We start from the raw sequence: 16,378 nt of genomic DNA, 5'->3' as shown, positions 1-16,378 counted from the left end.
AACCAGGGCAAAGGCCATACCCGACATTCGTCTGTCGGCGGCCGAACGGTGACGATGCTCCGCCAGCAGGGTCTATAGTCAATGAATCTTCAGAGGGAATACGTAATGAGCGATCGTCGCCGCTTCGTACGAATCGAATTCCATGCCAGGACCGAACTGAGCCAGCCCCCATACAAATGGCCGGTGGAGCTGCTGGACCTGTCCCTCAAGGGCCTGCTGATCGAAAAGCCCGAGCCCTGGCTGGGTAATCCCGAGAAAACCTTTACTGCCGACATTCACCTGAGCAATGAGGTGGAAGTGCAGATGGAGGTTCGGTTGGCTCACGACGACCACGGCCACCTGGGCTTCGTCTGCGAGCATATCGACCTGGACTCCATCGCCCACCTGCGCCGACTGGTGGAGCTGAACCTGGCCGATCATGATGAACTGGAGCGGGAGTTGGCGGCGTTGATTCATATCTGAGCTGCTCCGCCCCTTGGCACGGGGATCCATGTGGGAGCAAGGCTTGCCCGCGATGGCTGCGATGCGGTCTTTCGAAATCGAGTCGCCTGCATCGCGAGCAAGCTTTGCTCCCACATACATTTCTTCCGCAATGGCCAGTGTTATTCGAACAACGCATCCAACGCCTGTTCCAGGCGTGTCACGGCAATGATCTGCAACCCCGCCGGCGCTTCTTTCGGCGCGTTGCCCTTGGGCACGATGGCGCGTTTGAAGCCGTGCTTGGCCGCCTCCTTGAGCCGCTCCTGCCCACTGGGCACCGGCCGCACTTCGCCTGACAGCCCCACTTCGCCGAACACCAACAGATCGTGGGGCAGCGGCCGGTTGCGCAGACTGGACATGACCGCCGCCATCAACGCCAGGTCGGATGCGGTTTCCAGCACCTTGACCCCACCCACGACGTTGAGGAACACGTCCTGGTCATGAGTCGGAATCCCACCGTGTCGATGCAACACCGCCAGCAGCATGGCCAGCCGGTTCTGATCCAGGCCCAGGGTGACCCGGCGCGGGTTCGCCAAATGGCTGTCGTCCACCAGCGCCTGCACTTCCACCAGCATCGGGCGAGTCCCTTCCCACGTTGCCATGACCACACTGCCGGGGACTTCTTCCTGGGCTCGTGTCAGAAAGATCGCCGAAGGGTTCGAGACTTCTTTCAGGCCCCGGTCGGTCATGCCGAACACACCCAGTTCGTTGACGGCACCGAAGCGGTTCTTCACCGCCCGCAGCAAACGCAGGCGACCATCGGATTCGCCCTCGAAATACAAAACCGTATCGACCATGTGCTCCAGCACCCGTGGCCCCGCCAACGCACCTTCCTTGGTGACGTGGCCCACCAGGAAAATCGCCGTGCCGCTCTGCTTGGCGTAGCGCACCAGCAACGCCGCGCTTTCGCGCACCTGGGACACACCGCCGGGGGCCGATTGCAGTTGTTCGGTGAAAATCGTCTGGATCGAGTCGATCACCATCACCTTGGGTTTTTCCAGGCGTGCCGTGGCGATGATGGTTTCGATGCAGGTCTCGGTCATGACCCGCAGTTGGTCCTGGGGCAAGCCCAGGCGCCTGGCGCGCATGGCGACCTGCTGTTGGGACTCTTCGCCGGTGACATACAGCGCCGGCATGCGGGTGGCAAGGTTGCACAAGGTTTGCAACAGGATGGTGGATTTGCCGATACCCGGATCACCGCCGATCAGCACCACCGAACCGTCTACCAGGCCACCGCCCAGTACGCGGTCCAGTTCACCGGACGCGGTGGAGAAACGTGGAATTTCTTCGACGCTGACTTCGGCCAGGGTCTTGATCTGCGCCTGCTGCCCGGCCCAGCCAGTGCGACCGGTGGGCGCCGCCGCTCCGCCGCTCTCCACCATGGTTTCGGTCAGGGTGTTCCAGGCCCCGCACTCGCTGCACTGGCCGGCCCATTTGGGAAAGGTCGAGCCGCACTCGGTGCAGCCGTACATGCGCTTTGCCTTGGCCATCTGAACTCCGGGTCAAAACCGCGATGATAGCCCAGTGAAGGTTCACTGAGGGGCCGGCATTCTGATTTCACCCTTGGCCAGTCCCATCGCGGTATTGCCCAACGGATCCTTGGCCTCCAGGTCGGCGCCCTTGGCCTTCAAGGCGTCGAGCAATTCATCACGCTTGAACAGACCGGCATACATCGCTGCGGTCTGCCCGGCACCATTGCGTTGGTCCGGACTGCAATCGGTGGACAGCAGACGCCGGGCAATCTGCACTTCGCCCTTGAAAATGGCGCCCATCAACGCTGTGTTGCCGCGTTTGTCCTGGGCACAGGCATCGGCCCCTGCCGCCAGCAGCCGCTCCACCGCCGGGCCGTGGCCGTGATAGGCCGCCAGAATCAGCGCGGTGTAGCCCTTTTCATCCCGGGTATCCAACGAGTAACCGGCCTCTATAAAGGTATCGAGCATCGGCACATCGCCGCGGCGAGCGGCGTCGAAATAATAGTTTTGCAACTGTTCCTGTACGACCGCCGGCTCAGTGGGTATTGGCTGATCGGCCAGTACGCTCATTGACCAGATCGCAAGCATCGATAAAAGGAATCTGCGCATCATGATGTCTCCTCTGGCATACGACTGTGGGCGCATGCTTGCCCGCGACGCAGACAACTCGGTCTGGATTCAGACCGCAGCGCCTGCTTCGCGAGCAAGCTTTGCTCCCACAGGCTATGCACTTGCCGGACTGTGAATCAGTCGCTCAGTTTTTCCGCCAGGGCCTTGACCCGGGCCAGGTCGCCTTTGGCGACACGGGCCACGCCAGTGCCGTACTCAGGGTCAGCCTTGTAGAGGAACGACAGGATGATGTGCTTGCTCTCGTCATCGGTGGTCGCCAAAGAGCCGCCGAAGCTTTCGATCAGGTCATCACGCTCTTTCTTGCTGAACGAACGATACAAATCACCGGCCTGCTTGAAGTTCTGCTCACGCTGGATCTTCGCCTGCTGGGTACTGCCGGTCAGCGCAGTCTGGCTGTAGCGTGCCGCTTGCGGCTCTTCACGAGGGGTCAGGCGACTTGGCTGATAGTTCACGCCGGTGCTGGTGCTGCCCGGGTTCATCGCACCGTCCTGGTTACCGTTGTTCACTGCCACCTTGGGGGCATTGATCGGCAATTGCAGGGCATTGGCGCCTATCCGGTACATCTGCGTGTCGGCGTAGGAAAAGACTCGCCCCTGGAGCAGACGGTCCTCGGAAGGTTCGATACCCGGCACAAGATTGGCCGGCGCCATGGCCACCTGTTCGGTTTCCTGGAAGACATTCGCCGGATTGCGGTTCAAGACCATTTGCCCGACTTTTCGCTCAGGCACACCCGGCCAGATCTTGGTCGCGTCCAGTGGGTCGAAGTCAAACTTGGCAAGGTCCTGTGGGTTCAGTACCTGGACGTACAAGTCCCACTTCGGGAAGTCGCCCTTATTAATATGAGCCACCAGATCGTTTGTCATATGGCTGTAATCCTGACCCTGAACTTTCACAACTTCTTTCGGATCGAGGTTTTTCAGCCCCTGCAAACTTTTCCAATGAAACTTCACATAATGAATTTCGCCCTTGGCATTAACTAGTTTGTAAGCATGCACGCCGTTACCGTCCATTTCACGGTAACTGGCCGGGGTCCCGGAGTTGGAATACAACTCGGTCAGAGTGCGGGTCGATTCTGGTACATGGGAGAAGAAATCGAAACGACGTGAATCATCGTCCAGATTGGTCCGCGGGTCGGGTTTGAAGGCGTGGACCATGTCTGGAAACTTGATGGCATCACGAATGAAGAAGGTCGGAAAGTTGTTACCCACCAAGTCCCAATTACCGTCGGCGGTGTAGAACTTCGTGGCAAAACCACGGGGGTCGCGCAGGGTTTCCGGCGAATGATTGCCGTGTACCACGGCAGAAAAACGCACGAACACTGGCGTGACCTGGCCTGCGGCAAAGACCTTGGCCTTGGTCAGGTCGCTGAGATCGTCGGACACCGTGAATGTGCCATGGGCGCCGGTACCACGGGCATGCACCACGCGCTCGGGGATGCGTTCACGGTCAAAGCGCTGGAGCTTCTGGATCAACTGCACGTCTTGCAACAGGGTTGGGCCGTTGGGGCCCGCCGTTTGCGAGTTCTGGTTGTCGCCGACAGCCGCACCGTTGTCCCGGGTCAGGGTGGCCGCGTTGACCGACAAGGACAAGAGGCTCGCGGTCAGCACAAAAAAAGCGCGGCGATGGGAATAAGGCCCGTAGCCGAAGGAAGTATTCATAGGCGTGTTCCTCTGATGTTATAGAGCGCATCCATGTGCGCCATCCAGAGGCTAGTGCTCGAAAAAGGAAAACCTAAATAGAAATGCCGTACCGCATCGATAGAAAAAACGTTATGGGGGGCTATGCTAAAACCGCGTATCACGCGCGATTGATGGCACTTTGAAAACTTTTCCCCCAGGGCCGGGTCGATAACTGAAGCTTTGTAAGCCGGTGTTTCGAGCGGGACTCGCTAGGCTGATTTACACTGCCACTCATCTTTCATCTGTCACAAGGAATAACTCATGGGCGTGCTAAGCGAGTTCAAGGCCTTCGCGGTCAAGGGCAATGTCGTCGACATGGCCGTCGGGATCATCATCGGTGCCGCTTTTGGCAAGATCGTTTCGTCATTCGTTGGCGACGTGGTCATGCCTCCAATTGGCCTGCTGATCGGTGGGGTGGACTTCAGTGACCTGGCCATCACCCTCAAGGCAGCCCAAGGTGATGCACCTGCCGTGGTACTGGCCTACGGTAAATTCATCCAGAGCACCATAGACTTCATCATCGTGGCGTTCGCCATTTTCATGGGCGTCAAGGCCATCAACCGCCTCAAGCGCGAAGAAGCCGTAGCCCCTAGCGCGCCTCCCGTTCCAACCAAGGAAGAATTGCTGCTCACCGAGATTCGCGACCTGCTCAAGGCTCAGAACGAACGGCCCTGAACCAGTCGGTCACAGCCATACCCCCAACTGATCGACATCAGCCTACCAGTAGTTTTCCACCGCCACTTGGCCTGGCCGACGGGTCAGGCTCAGTTGCAGCCCCCTGGCCTTGAGCAACTTGCGCGTGTCGTCGATCATTTGCGGGTTGCCACACAACATCACTCGCGAATGCTCCGGCGTCAGCGCTACACCGGCCACTCGCTCCAGCTCACCATTTTCGATCAGCGTGGTAATCCGCCCATTGAGCGCCCCTGGATGCTGCTCGCGGGTGACGGTCGCAATGAAACGAAACTTATGAGCGTACTCGGCCAGGTAGTCGCGCTGGGTCAGGTCCTTGATCAACTCCTGATACGCCAGCTCTCGTGCTTCGCGCACGCTGTACACCAGGATGATCCGCTCGAATTTCTCCCAGACCTCAAAATCCTGGAGGATCGAAAGAAACGGCGCCACCCCCGTCCCCGTGGACAGCAGCCATAAATCCCGACCGTCGACGAAACGATCCGGTGTCAGGTAGCCGATGGCCTGCCGCTCCACCAGCAGTTCGTCACCCGGCTGCAAGCGACTGAGTTCACTGGTGAACTCACCATGGGGAACCACGATGGAAAAGAACTCGAGGAACTCGTCGAACGGCGAAGACACCATGGAATACGCCCGCCAGACGGTGCTCCCGTCCGCCTTGACAACCCCCAGCCGGGCAAACTGACCCGCCCGGAAGCGAAAGCCGCGATCCCGGGTCGTACGCAAAGTAAACAAATGAGATGTCAACGGCTGGACATCGAGCAGGGTCTGGCGGGTGAACTTCTCTGCGCTGTCGCTCATGAGCCACTCCAATGGGACAAGACTCACAGTGTCCCGCAAAGCGGGCGTCTCCACCACCAACGGTGAGCAATAGCACTTTAACCACTAATTTCGCGCCACCGGCAAAAACCTTTACCGAACCTATACAAAACCGCAGTAGCTGTAGCAATAATTAATTAAAAAGTTTATTTTTTTAAACATCTCTCAATGTAAGCAAATCAAAAAAAACTCACTACAAACTAAGAATAGTCCTACACTGAAATTTCGCATCATGGATTGGATCCGCATGGACGAATCAACCCAGGAGAGAGCGATGGAAAAGTGGAAGGACTTGCTATTGAGAAAGTTGTCTTGTGAAAAAGACCTGCAGACGGCCTATCGTCTGGTCCTGAATTTCTTTAACAATCAGGGATTTGAATATTGCGCATTTGCAGCCTATCTCGGAAGCCCCGACAAGCACACCAGCAAGGTGAACCTCAATAACTACCCTTATGGGTGGGACAGACTTTATGAACAGAATGGCTATGCATCGAACGATCCATTAGTAGCACATTGCAATCAATCACCGCTCCCTATCTTATGGGATGAGACTGTTTTCGCTCAGGCCCCCAAGTTATGGCGAGAACTTAATCGACAGGGACTCAAGTACGGCTGGACCCAAGCCGTTCATGATGACCAGGGGTCACGTTGCAGCCTGTTCAGCCTGGCCCGGAGTCATTGCCCCATTGATATCGAGGAACACTACGCAAATCTCGGCTATGCCATCTTCGCCAGTCAAAGGCTGCACGTACTCGCCAGCAAAAAATTGTCTGACGCCCTGGCAGTCAAGCCCAAATACCACCTGTCGCCCAGAGAGATCGAAGTGTTGAGGTGGTCTGCCGAAGGCAAGACAGCGTCGGAAGTGGGCAGGATTCTCTGTCTTTCCGAACGAACCGTGAACTTCCATGTGTGCAGCTGCATGCGGAAACTGAACGTCAGCAATAAAATTTCAGCGGTGGCAAAAGCGGCCCAGATCCATGTGATCTGAACAGTGGAGTGGCAGCGTCAGGCTGAAAACCTGCGAGTAATGTGCAACAAAAAAACGTACCATTTACGGTCCCACTTGAATGATGCCGCTTCTTGCACGCGACGCAGTTCATTCAGGCGGTCCCGCACAGACACCTACCTCCAGGCAGCGGGACATTCGTTGATCTCCAGAGTCCCCAGCCATGCCCCTGCTCGACAGCCCCTTCGCCCAACTCGACCTGATCCGCCAACCCGAACAGCAGAACGAACCACTGCAAGCCTTCGATGCGGCCGATGAATACCTGCTCGCGTACCTGGCCGAACAACAGCCGAGCGCGCAGACTCGGGTCCTGGTGCTCAATGACGGCTTCGGCGCCCTGGCGGCCAGCCTGGCCGGCAAGGTCCAAGTAACCAGCAGCAATGATTCCTTCCTGGCATTGCAGGCGCTGGAGAAAAACCTGGTGCGCAACGGTCGCCCCTTCGATGCGGTGCCGACGTTGCCTGCCAGCGAGCCCCCGACCGGCCCATTCGATCGTGTCCTGGTCAAAGTACCGAAAACCCTGGCCCTGCTGGAGGAACAGCTGATTCGCCTGCAAGGCCAACTGGCACCAGGCGCCCAGGTGATTGCCGGGGCCATGATCAAGCACTTGCCGCGGGCCGCCGGCGATTTGCTGGAGCGCTATATTGGCCCGGTGCAGGCCTCCCTGGCGCAGAAAAAAGCCCGCCTGTTGATCGCCACGCCGCAAGCCAAGCCGCCCAGCGTATCGCCCTACCCCACGCGTTACTGGCTGGACGAACCGAAGATCGAACTGCTCAACCATGCCAACGTGTTCTGCCGCGAAGGCCTGGACATCGGTACCCGCGCGTTCCTGCCACATCTGCCGAAAAACCTCGGGACAGCCCGTGTCGCGGACCTGGGCTGCGGCAACGGCGTGCTCGCCATCGCCAGTGCCCTGCAAAACCCCGACGCCCACTACACCCTGGTGGACGAGTCGTATATGGCCGTGCAATCGGCCGCCGAGAACTGGCGTGCGGCCTTGGGCGATAGGGAAGTGATCATCCGGGCCGGCGATGGCCTGGCGGGACAAGAGGCGCAGTCGCTGGATGTGGTGTTATGCAATCCGCCTTTCCACCAGCAGCAAGTGGTGGGCGATTTCCTCGCCTGGCGAATGTTCCAGCAGGCTCGCGAAGCGTTGGTGGTGGGTGGCGCGCTGTACATCGTCGGCAACCGGCACCTGGGCTACCACAGCAAACTGGCGCGGTTGTTCCGAGGCGTCGAACAAGTGGCCGCCACGCCGAAGTTCGTGATACTCAAAGCCCGGAAATAAATCGTCCTCTGTGGGCGCAAAGCTTGCTCCCACAGGGAAATCAGTGGGTGGTCAGCCCCGCGGCATTCATGAACATCCGCATCAGGCTGGCGACGATGAACAACGCCAGCACACTGCCGGCCCAGATCAGCGCCAGCCAGCCGAGCCGCTGCCAAAGCGGCTTGCGTTCGGCGGCCTCGATGTCCTTCAAGTCAGGTTTGGCCATGCTCAACGTCCTCAATGGTAACCATCATCATGGGTCACCTTGCCGCGGAACACGTAGTAGCTCCAGAAGGTGTACACCAGGATCAACGGAATGATGAACAGCGTGCCGACCAACATGAAGCCTTGGCTCTGGGGCGGTGACGAGGCGTCCCAGATCGAGATCGATGGCGGCACGATATTCGGCCACAGGCTGATGCCCAGGCCACTGTAGCCGAGGAAAATCAACACCAGGGTCAGGATGAATGGCGTGTAGTTGGCGTTACGCGCCACCGCGCGGAACAAGCCGTACATGGTCACCAGCACCAGGATCGGCACCGGCAGGAACCAGAACAGGTTCGGCAGGGTGAACCAGCGGGCGGCGATGTCCGCGTGGGCCAGCGGTGTCCAGATGCTGACGATACCGATCACCGCCAACACCACGAACGCCAGCGGCCGCGCCAGGTCATGCATCTGCTCTTGCAGCTTGCCCTCGGTCTTCATGATCAGCCAGGTGCAGCCAAGCAACGCATAGGCGGCGATCAACGCCAAGCCACAGAACACCGTGAATGGCGTGAACCAGTCCAAGGAGCCGCCGGCGAACTGGCGATTGACCACCTCGAAGCCATCAATGAATGCCCCCAGCGCCACCCCCTGGAAGAAAGTGGCCGTCAGCGAACCACCAATGAATGCCTTGTCCCACAGGTGGCGCTTCTCGGCCTTGGCCTTGAAGCGGAATTCGAAGGCCACGCCGCGGAAGATCAACCCGATGAGCATCAGGATCAACGGCAGGTACAGTGCCGAAAGCACTACCGAATAAGCCAGCGGAAATGCCCCGAACAGCCCGGCACCACCGAGCACCAGCCAGGTTTCGTTACCGTCCCAGACCGGCGCCACGGTGTTCATCATCACGTCGCGGTCGCGCTCACCCTTGACGAAGGGGAAGAGAATGCCGATCCCCAGGTCGAAGCCGTCCATGATCACGTACATCATGATGCCGAAGATGATGACCACGGCCCAGATCAGCGGAAGATCAATACCCATGACTCAATTCCCCTTGTTCGAGCGGTCGTTTTGGTCCACATGGTCATCGGCGGCCGACAATGGCCGGGCCGGCGTACGTTTCTGGCCCGGGCCACCATCGCTCGGCTCGGTTTCGTGGACCTGCGGCCCCTTGCGCACCAGACGCATCATGTAGCTCAAGCCCGCGCCGAACAGCGCGAAATACACCACGACGAACAGCACCAGGGTGATGCTCATCTGCGCGAAACTGTGGCCGGAGGAAGCATCGGCCGTGCGCATCAAGCCATAGACCACCCAGGGTTGGCGGCCGATCTCCGTGGTGAACCAGCCGGCCAGGATCGCGACCAGGCCGGAGGGGCCCATCCACAACACCATGTGGAGGAACGGTCGTGATTGGTAGATCCGATCGTTGCGGCGCAGCCATAGACTGCACAGGCCAGTGAAGATCATCAGCAATCCAAGGCCGACCATGACCCGGAACGACCAGAACACGATGGTCGAGTTCGGTCGGTCCTCAGGAGGGAACTCCTTGAGGGCCGGCACCTGTTTGTCCAGGCTGTGAGTCAGGATCAGGCTTCCCAGATAGGGGATTTCCACGGCGAAGCGAGTCTTCTCGGCCTGCATGTCTGGCCAGCCGAACAGGATCAGCGGGGTGGGCTCATTGCCGACGTTTTCCCAGTGGCCCTCGATGGCAGCGATCTTCGCCGGTTGATGCTTGAGGGTGTTCAGGCCATGGAAGTCGCCGATGACCGCCTGTATCGGTGCCACCAGCAAGGCCATCCACATCGCCATCGACAGCATCCGGCGGATGGCCGGGGTATCGCGACCGCGCAAGAGATGCCAGGCCGCCGATGAACCGACGAAGAACGCCGTCGCAACGAACGCCGCCGTGGACATGTGCAGCAGGCGATAGGGGAACGAGGGGTTGAACACCACCGCCAGCCAGTCCACCGGAATCACCCGGCCATCGACGATTTCGTAACCCTGCGGAGTCTGCATCCAGCTATTGGAGGACAGGATCCAGAAGGTCGAGATCAACGTACCGATCGCCACCATCACCGTGGAGAAGAAGTGCAGGCCACGGCCAACGCGATTCCAGCCAAACAGCATCACCCCCAGGAAACCCGCCTCGAGGAAGAACGCCGTGAGCACTTCGTAGGTCAGCAGCGGTCCGGTCACCGCCCCGGCGAAGTCCGAGAAACGGCTCCAGTTGGTGCCGAACTGATAGGCCATGACCAAACCGGACACCACGCCCATGCCGAAGTTGACGGCGAAGATCTTCGACCAGAAGTGGTACAAGTCGCGGTAGGTATCGTCGCGAGTCTTGAGCCACAGGCCTTCGAGTACCGCCAGGTAACTCGCCAGGCCAATGGTGATGGCCGGGAACAGGATGTGGAACGAGATGGTGAACGCGAACTGGATTCGGGCGAGATCGAGCGCCTCCAAACCGAACATAAGTCTTCCTCTGTCAGGTAAAACCGGCTGCGGGCGGGGCCTGCATCACAAGCCCCAGGGATATGGAGTGCGATGCTTTTCAAATCGTTCTTTTTTATAACCGTCACAACGCAGGACTCTGGCCGGATGGCCGCCAGCCCAACGCCCCGAGAGGTATTGACCTGGATCAAGCAATGCTCAAAGAGTAGTCGCATTATTACCGATGGACGGCGTGGTCTTTTGTCGCGTGGCAGGTTGTCTCAGTGTCGAAACCCTGCTCCAAACCAGGATTCCTTGAATCTTGAGGAGTGCACTGTTGTGGCGAGGGGATTTATCCCCGCTGGGGCGCGAAGCGGCCCCAAGCTTTTGCGAGCGCTGCGCACTCGAGCGGGGATAAATCCCCTCGCCACAAAAAAAAGCGTGCTAAGTGAAAAGTAGATGTTTGGCTAACTATTTTTCCAGCCAACGCAACTTCCTGTTACAGCTCGGTGATAATCTCGTGGTCTTCACCACCGGACCCGTCATAGATGCCCAGCCAAGCGCCGCTGCTGCTCCGTCACCATCGTCCCTTCATCGCCTTCTGGCTGGCACGGATATTCACCGCCAGCGGCTTCCAGATGCTCACCGTGGCCATTGGCTGGAACCTCTATCAACTGACCGGCAACGTCCTCGACTTGGGCCTGGTGGGGTTGGTGGAGTTTGCCCCGCGCGTGCTGTTCATGCTTCACACCGGGCATGTGGCTGACCGCTATGACCGGCGCAAGGTCGCGGCCATTTGCCAGTCATTGCAGGCAATGATTGCCCTGGCCCTGGTGATCGGCAGCGCCACCGACAATGTCACCCGGGAAATGATCTTCATCCTTGCCTTCCTCCTGGGCGCCGCCCGCTCCTTCGAGATGCCCACCACCCAGGCGCTGCTGCCCAGTATCGTGCCGGCGGGCCTGTTTCCCCGGGCCGTGGCCGCCGCGCAATCGGCCCAGCAATCGGCCACCATCGTCGCCCCGGCACTCGGCGGCCTGCTCTATGCCTTCGGCAGCATCTGGGTCTATGGACCGACCGTGGTGCTCTACCTCATCGCCTGTTGCCTGATGCTCAACCTGCCCGCTCGGCAGACGCCGCTGAACAAAGGCAAGGCGACGCTGGATTCATTGCTGGCCGGGATTCGCTTCATTCGCAGTCGCCCGGACATTCTCGGCGCGATTTCCCTGGACCTGTTCGCGGTGTTGCTCGGCGGCGCGACGGCGCTGCTGCCGGTGTTCGCCAAGGACATCCTGCTCACCGGTCCCTGGGGCCTGGGTCTGTTGCGCTCGGCGCCGGCGGTCGGGGCCTTGCTGATGTCGCTGTGGCTGGCGCGGTTTGCCGTGGAGCGCAAGGTCGGCCGAGTGATGTTCACTGCGGTGGGCGTGTTCGGCGTCGCCACCATTGCCTTCGGCCTCTCCACCTCGTTCTGGTTTTCCCTGGCGGTGCTGGTGGTGTTGGGCGCGGCGGACATGATCAGCATGGTCATCCGCGCCTCCTTCGTGCAGTTGGAAACACCGGATGAAATGCGTGGCCGGGTCAGCGCGGTGAACGGGCTGTTCATCGGCGCTTCGAACCAGTTGGGCGAGTTCGAGTCCGGCCTCACCGCCCACTGGTTCGGCACCGTGCCGGCGGTGGTCATGGGCGGCATCGGCACGCTGCTGGTGACCGGGGCCTGGATCAAACTGTTCCCGACCCTGGCCAACCGTGACCGGATGCACGAACCGGTGGACGAAGCAAAAGCCTAGAGCAACTTGTCGAGGGTGATGGGGAAGTCCCGCACCCGCTTGCCGGTGGCATGGTAAATCGCATTGGCCACCGCCGCGGCCACCCCGACGATGCCGATTTCACCCACGCCCTTGGAACCCAGCGCATTGACGATCTCGTCACGCTCCTCGACAAAGATCACCTCGATGTCGCCGATGTCGGCACTGACCGGCACGTGATACTCGGCCAGGTTGTGATTCATGTGGCGACCCAGGGTGTGATCGGTCAGGGTTTCTTCGTGCAAAGCCATGCCGACGCCCCATACCACGCCACCGAGAATCTGGCTGCGGGCGGTTTTCGGGTTGACGACCCGGCCGGCGGCGATGGTGCTCACCACGCGGTTGACCTTCACCGTCCCCAGGTCTTCATCCACCAGCACTTCAACGAACACCGCCGAGTGCGTGGCCGTGGCGTAGGCCTGGCGTTTTTCATCCGGCTTGGCCGTGACCTGGGCTTGCAACGGGGTCTCGCCGCTTTTCTGCGCCAACTCCGCTAATGCAACGCTCGCTTCGCCCAGCCGCAGTTGGCCATCCACAAACGTCACTTGTTCAAGGGTCGCGCCACCGAAGGCCGGACACGCCTGGCGAGCCACGGCCAGGAGTTTTTCCTTCAGCGCTTCACAGGCTTGCTGCACGGCGGTGCCCACCGACGAAACCGTGAACGAACCGCCCTGCAATGGCGCGGTGGGCAGCGACGAATCACCCAGGACAAACGTGACGTCCTCAAGGGCAACGCCGCACGCCTCGGCGGCGATCTGGGTCATGACCGTGTAGGTCCCGGTGCCGATATCCGTGGTGGCGCTGCTGACAGTCAGCTTGCCATCGAGGTCCAGCGAGGCCCGGGCGCTGGCTTTCTGCTGCATGGCCTCCCATACACCACCGGCCATGCCCCAACCCACCAGTTGCCGCCCCTCACGCATGCTGCGCGGCTCCGGGTTGCGCTTGTCCCAGCCGAAACGACGGGCGCCCTGGGCATAACACTCGCGCAACTCTTTGCTGGAATACGGCTTACCTTCGTTCTCGTTGCGCTCGGCGTAGTTGATCAACCGCAACTGGACCGGATCGAGCGCCAGGGCACAGGCCAGTTCATCCATGGCGCATTCCAGGCCAATCAGCCCAAGGGCGGCACCGGGCGCGCGCATGTCCAGGGGCGTGTAGACGTCCAGGGGCACGAGTTTGTAAGTCAACTGGACGTTATCGCAGTGATAGAGCATGCCGCTCCACTCCACCACGTGCTCGGTGAAGTCCTCGAAGCGCGAAGTCTGGCCGACGGCGGTGTGCGCCACGGCCAGCAAGCGACCGTTGGCCGCCGCCCCCAGTTGCACGCGCTGGAGGGTTCGCGGCCGATAGCCAAAGGTAAACATCTGTTGGCGCGTCAGGCTGACCCGCACGGAGCGCTTGAGGGCCAGTGCCGCCATCACCGCCAAAGGTAATTGGTACTGCGGGCGCAGCCCTGAACCGAAGGCGCCGCCGACAAACGCGGCGAACACTCGCACCTGCTCTTTCTCCAGCCCGAACACTTTTTGCACATAGGCCTGGCAGTTTTGCGTGCCTTGGGTCTTGTCGTGGATGTGCAGGCTGCCATCAGGCTGATACAGCACAGTGGAGGCGTGTGGCTCCATCGGGTTGTGGTGTTCAATCGGCGTGCTGTAGGACACATCCACGCTGAGCGCGGCGCTGGCGTACTCGCCCTGAAAATTCCCACGGGGCTTGGGCAGTTCGGCCGGTGCCGGATGGGCGTCGTTTTGCAGAGTGATCAGATCGGTCTGATGCTCCTGGGCCTCGTATTCGATTTCAACCAGGGAACCTGCATACCGGGCCAGCTCAAGGTTTTCCGCGACCACCAGGGCCAATGGCTGGCCGCTGTAGAGCACGTGGTCGTTGTACAGCGGCCGGAACGGCGAACCGTCCGCCGCATCGGCATCCTGGTAGGGCTCATCGTAGCTGGCGATCCTCGGCCGATTGGTGTGATCGATGACCGCGACCACACCGGGCAGCGCCAGGGCTCGGGAGGCATCGATGCGCAGCACGCGGCCGCGAGCGAGAGTGCCGGACACGACGCTGCCGTGCAGCAGGCCGTCCTCGGGGTACTCACCGGCATAACGAGCCTGGCCCGTGACCTTGAGCAGGCCATCGATGCGGTCCAGTGGCTGCCCTATGGATTTGCTCGAAGCGTTCATCAGGCGTGTCCTCCCTGCGGTACGCAACCCAATGCGGCATCACTCAAGGCGCGGACAATTGCCCGGCGCGCCAATCGGACCTTGAAGCCGTTGTGCTCCAACGGCTCGGCGTTTTGCAGCAGCGCATCGGCGGCGGCAGTGAAGGTTTCGCGACTGACGGTCTGCCCGGCCAGCCAGCTCTCCACAGCCCGGTCGCGCCAGGGTTTGTGCGCCACGCCGCCAAGGGCCAGGCGCGCCTGGCGAATCACCGGCCCGTCCAACTCCAGCGCCGCCGCTACCGAGACCAGCGCAAAAGCGTAGGAGGCGCGGTCACGGATCTTCAGGTAGTGGCTATGGTCGGCAAAACCGGCGGCAGGCAACTCAATAGCAGTGATCAGCTCATCATCGGCCAGTTGGTTATCCCGTTCCGGGGCATCACCGGGCAAGCGATGGAAGTCGGCAAACTCGATGGTCCGCGCGCCACCCCGCCCCAGGACATGGACCACCGCCTCCAAGGCCGCCAAGGCCACGCACATGTCGGAAGGATGAGTGGCGACACATTGTTCGCTGGCACCGAAGATCGCGTGGATCCGGTTCAAACCGTTGCGGGCCGGGCAACCGCTGCCGGGTCGGCGTTTATTGCACGGCACGCTGGCGTCATAGAAGTAATAGCAGCGGGTGCGTTGCAACAGGTTGCCGCCAGTGCTGGCCATGTTGCGCAACTGCGGCGAGGCGCCGGCCAGGATCGCCTGGGACAGCAGCGGATAGCGGCGTTCGATCCAGGGGTGCCAGGCCAGGTCGGCATTGCTCACCAGCGCACCGATCATCACCCCGCCGGAAGGGGTTTCGCTGAGGTCCGCCAGGGGCAGCCCGGTAATGTCGATCAGGTGTTCGGGGCGGGTGAGGTTCTCTTTCATCAGGTCCAGCAGATTGGTGCCGCCGGCGATGAAACGTGACACCGGGCTCGACAAGTCGACGGCAGCCTGCACAGTGGCGGGTTTGCTGTACTGGAAAGGATTCATTGATCACCTCCCGGTTGCTGGCAGAGCGGCAAAGCCTCTTCGATAGCATCGCGAATGTTGTTGTAGGCGCCGCACCGGCAAAGGTTGCCGCTCATCAGTTCACCGATCTCTGCGCGGGTCTGCGCCCTGCCCTCGTTGACCAGCCCCACCGCTGAACAGATCTGCCCCGGCGTGCAATAACCGCACTGGAACGCGTCATGAGTGATGAAAGCCTGCTGCATGGGATGCAAGGCATCGTCACCGGCCAGGCCTTCGACGGTGGTCAACTCGGCGCCGTCGCACATCACGGCCAGGGTCAGGCAGGCGTTGATACGCTTGCCATCGCGCAGCACCGTGCAGGCACCGCACTGGCCGTGGTCGCAGCCTTTCTTGCTGCCCACCAGGTCAAGTTGCTCGCGCAGCAGGTCCAGCAGCGTGGTCCAGGGCAACACCTGCAGTTCACGCACCAGGCCATTAAGTGTCAGACGGATAGGATGACGGGCGAAGGATGCCGGCGTCGCTTCGGACAGGGTCGCGCTCATGGAACACCTCACGGTTGGTCGTACTCGCGGCGTTTTGGGAAACCGCCGTCATAAGGGGTACGACTTCTGGGTGGGGTGAAGCGTTCAAGGCAAATGATTGACGTTGGAAGCCAGCGCCTTCAGTGGGTCAGCTTGCACTGAGGTTGAATGTGCTGACGCCATCGCGAGCAGGCTCGCTCCCACATGGG

The 16,378-nt window shown here is 60.6% G+C and carries 15 protein-coding genes; 5 read left to right on the top strand and 10 right to left on the bottom strand.

The features are described 5' to 3' along the window. Positions 1 to 105: 105 nt before the first annotated feature. Positions 106 to 462 carry a PilZ domain-containing protein gene (locus GN234_RS22525; protein WP_109756220.1) on the top strand — a complete coding sequence of 119 codons (357 nt, stop codon included), beginning with the start codon at positions 106 to 108 and terminating at the stop codon, positions 460 to 462. A gap of 140 nt (positions 463 to 602) precedes the next feature. On the opposite strand, the gene radA is transcribed toward GN234_RS22525, so the two are convergent. From radA to katB, 3 genes are all read right to left on the bottom strand, one after another. After that, on the bottom strand, positions 603 to 1,970 hold the full coding sequence (radA, locus tag GN234_RS22520) for a DNA repair protein RadA (protein WP_030140305.1): 1,368 nt from the start codon (positions 1,968 to 1,970) through the stop codon (positions 603 to 605). A 42-nt stretch (positions 1,971 to 2,012) separates the two neighbouring features. Then, a complete protein-coding gene (locus GN234_RS22515) occupies positions 2,013 to 2,561 on the bottom strand; it encodes an ankyrin repeat domain-containing protein (protein WP_109756327.1) in 549 nt (182 codons plus the stop codon). A 137-nt stretch (positions 2,562 to 2,698) separates the two neighbouring features. Then, positions 2,699 to 4,240, bottom strand: coding sequence for a catalase KatB (gene katB, locus GN234_RS22510; RefSeq protein ID WP_163856547.1), 1,542 nt, complete (start codon positions 4,238 to 4,240; stop codon positions 2,699 to 2,701). Positions 4,241 to 4,522: 282 nt separating this feature from the next. Between katB and mscL the strand changes: the two genes are divergently transcribed. Next, positions 4,523 to 4,936: a large-conductance mechanosensitive channel protein MscL gene (gene mscL, locus GN234_RS22505; RefSeq protein ID WP_072411386.1), complete on the top strand. Its 414-nt coding sequence runs from the start codon at positions 4,523 to 4,525 to the stop codon at positions 4,934 to 4,936. Between the two features lie 42 nt (positions 4,937 to 4,978). Here the strand turns inward: mscL and GN234_RS22500 are convergent, their stop codons facing one another. Beyond that, on the bottom strand, positions 4,979 to 5,755 hold the full coding sequence (locus GN234_RS22500; RefSeq protein WP_176689100.1) for a ferredoxin--NADP reductase: 777 nt from the start codon (positions 5,753 to 5,755) through the stop codon (positions 4,979 to 4,981). Between the two features lie 265 nt (positions 5,756 to 6,020). Between GN234_RS22500 and GN234_RS22495 the strand changes: the two genes are divergently transcribed. Together GN234_RS22495 and GN234_RS22490 are read left to right on the top strand one after the other, a co-directional pair. Next, a complete protein-coding gene (locus GN234_RS22495) occupies positions 6,021 to 6,761 on the top strand; it encodes an autoinducer binding domain-containing protein (RefSeq protein WP_233459483.1) in 741 nt (246 codons plus the stop codon). A gap of 181 nt (positions 6,762 to 6,942) precedes the next feature. Beyond that, positions 6,943 to 8,067, top strand: a complete 1,125-nt coding sequence (locus tag GN234_RS22490) for a methyltransferase (protein ID WP_163856545.1) — start codon at positions 6,943 to 6,945, stop codon at positions 8,065 to 8,067. Between the two features lie 40 nt (positions 8,068 to 8,107). On the opposite strand, the gene GN234_RS22485 is transcribed toward GN234_RS22490, so the two are convergent. From GN234_RS22485 to GN234_RS22475, 3 genes are read right to left on the bottom strand one after another with little or no spacing between them, the layout of a single operon-like run. Beyond that, positions 8,108 to 8,272 (bottom strand): DUF2474 domain-containing protein, encoded by a 165-nt coding sequence (locus GN234_RS22485; RefSeq protein ID WP_003205785.1) that lies wholly within the window; start codon positions 8,270 to 8,272, stop codon positions 8,108 to 8,110. A gap of 11 nt (positions 8,273 to 8,283) precedes the next feature. Continuing rightward, complete coding sequence (gene cydB / locus GN234_RS22480; protein ID WP_053125566.1) at positions 8,284 to 9,291, bottom strand: cytochrome d ubiquinol oxidase subunit II; 1,008 nt, start codon at positions 9,289 to 9,291, stop codon at positions 8,284 to 8,286. A 3-nt stretch (positions 9,292 to 9,294) separates the two neighbouring features. Next, positions 9,295 to 10,725, bottom strand: coding sequence for a cytochrome ubiquinol oxidase subunit I (locus tag GN234_RS22475; RefSeq protein ID WP_176689099.1), 1,431 nt, complete (start codon positions 10,723 to 10,725; stop codon positions 9,295 to 9,297). Positions 10,726 to 11,231: 506 nt separating this feature from the next. Here GN234_RS22475 and GN234_RS22470 point away from each other — a divergent pair. Further along, positions 11,232 to 12,470, top strand: coding sequence for an MFS transporter (locus tag GN234_RS22470; RefSeq protein WP_116833500.1), 1,239 nt, complete (start codon positions 11,232 to 11,234; stop codon positions 12,468 to 12,470). Here GN234_RS22470 and GN234_RS22465 read toward each other — a convergent pair. The 3 genes from GN234_RS22465 to GN234_RS22455 are packed head-to-tail and all read right to left on the bottom strand — an operon-like array spanning position 12,467 to position 16,190. Further along, entirely contained in the window at positions 12,467 to 14,668 is a 2,202-nt protein-coding gene (locus GN234_RS22465) for a xanthine dehydrogenase family protein molybdopterin-binding subunit (protein WP_176689098.1), read from the bottom strand. The two genes, GN234_RS22470 and GN234_RS22465, sit on opposite strands and share 4 nt — an antisense overlap. Then, positions 14,668 to 15,669, bottom strand: a complete 1,002-nt coding sequence (locus GN234_RS22460) for an FAD binding domain-containing protein (RefSeq protein ID WP_176689097.1) — start codon at positions 15,667 to 15,669, stop codon at positions 14,668 to 14,670. Before GN234_RS22460 ends, GN234_RS22465 begins: the two co-directional genes overlap by 1 nt. Beyond that, positions 15,666 to 16,190 (bottom strand): (2Fe-2S)-binding protein, encoded by a 525-nt coding sequence (locus GN234_RS22455; RefSeq protein WP_176689096.1) that lies wholly within the window; start codon positions 16,188 to 16,190, stop codon positions 15,666 to 15,668. Before GN234_RS22455 ends, GN234_RS22460 begins: the two co-directional genes overlap by 4 nt. Positions 16,191 to 16,378 lie beyond the last annotated feature (188 nt).

It is taken from the genome of Pseudomonas bijieensis (genome assembly GCF_013347965.1).
Taxonomy (GTDB): domain Bacteria; phylum Pseudomonadota; class Gammaproteobacteria; order Pseudomonadales; family Pseudomonadaceae; genus Aquipseudomonas; species Aquipseudomonas bijieensis.
Note: the sequence above shows the minus strand (reverse complement) of the source record. Positions and strands in the feature narration are given on the sequence as shown.

Bases quoted from the DNA above. Each gene is read 5' to 3' on its own strand.
- GN234_RS22485 (WP_003205785.1), bottom strand. From the start codon at position 8,272: ATGGCCAAACCTGACTTGAAGGACATCGAGGCCGCCGAACGCAAGCCG.
- GN234_RS22475 (WP_176689099.1), bottom strand. From the start codon at position 10,725: ATGTTCGGTTTGGAGGCGCTCGATCTCGCCCGAATCCAGTTCGCGTTC.
- GN234_RS22500 (WP_176689100.1), bottom strand. From the start codon at position 5,755: ATGAGCGACAGCGCAGAGAAGTTCACCCGCCAGACCCTGCTCGATGTC.
- GN234_RS22490 (WP_163856545.1), top strand. From the start codon at position 6,943: ATGCCCCTGCTCGACAGCCCCTTCGCCCAACTCGACCTGATCCGCCAA.
- GN234_RS22455 (WP_176689096.1), bottom strand. From the start codon at position 16,190: ATGAGCGCGACCCTGTCCGAAGCGACGCCGGCATCCTTCGCCCGTCAT.
- katB (WP_163856547.1), bottom strand. From the start codon at position 4,240: ATGAATACTTCCTTCGGCTACGGGCCTTATTCCCATCGCCGCGCTTTT.
- GN234_RS22460 (WP_176689097.1), bottom strand. From the start codon at position 15,669: ATGAATCCTTTCCAGTACAGCAAACCCGCCACTGTGCAGGCTGCCGTC.
- GN234_RS22465 (WP_176689098.1), bottom strand. From the start codon at position 14,668: ATGAACGCTTCGAGCAAATCCATAGGGCAGCCACTGGACCGCATCGAT.
- radA (WP_030140305.1), bottom strand. From the start codon at position 1,970: ATGGCCAAGGCAAAGCGCATGTACGGCTGCACCGAGTGCGGCTCGACC.
- GN234_RS22470 (WP_116833500.1), top strand. From the start codon at position 11,232: ATGCCCAGCCAAGCGCCGCTGCTGCTCCGTCACCATCGTCCCTTCATC.
- GN234_RS22515 (WP_109756327.1), bottom strand. From the start codon at position 2,561: ATGCGCAGATTCCTTTTATCGATGCTTGCGATCTGGTCAATGAGCGTA.
- cydB (WP_053125566.1), bottom strand. From the start codon at position 9,291: ATGGGTATTGATCTTCCGCTGATCTGGGCCGTGGTCATCATCTTCGGC.
- GN234_RS22495 (WP_233459483.1), top strand. From the start codon at position 6,021: ATGGACGAATCAACCCAGGAGAGAGCGATGGAAAAGTGGAAGGACTTG.
- mscL (WP_072411386.1), top strand. From the start codon at position 4,523: ATGGGCGTGCTAAGCGAGTTCAAGGCCTTCGCGGTCAAGGGCAATGTC.
- GN234_RS22525 (WP_109756220.1), top strand. From the start codon at position 106: ATGAGCGATCGTCGCCGCTTCGTACGAATCGAATTCCATGCCAGGACC.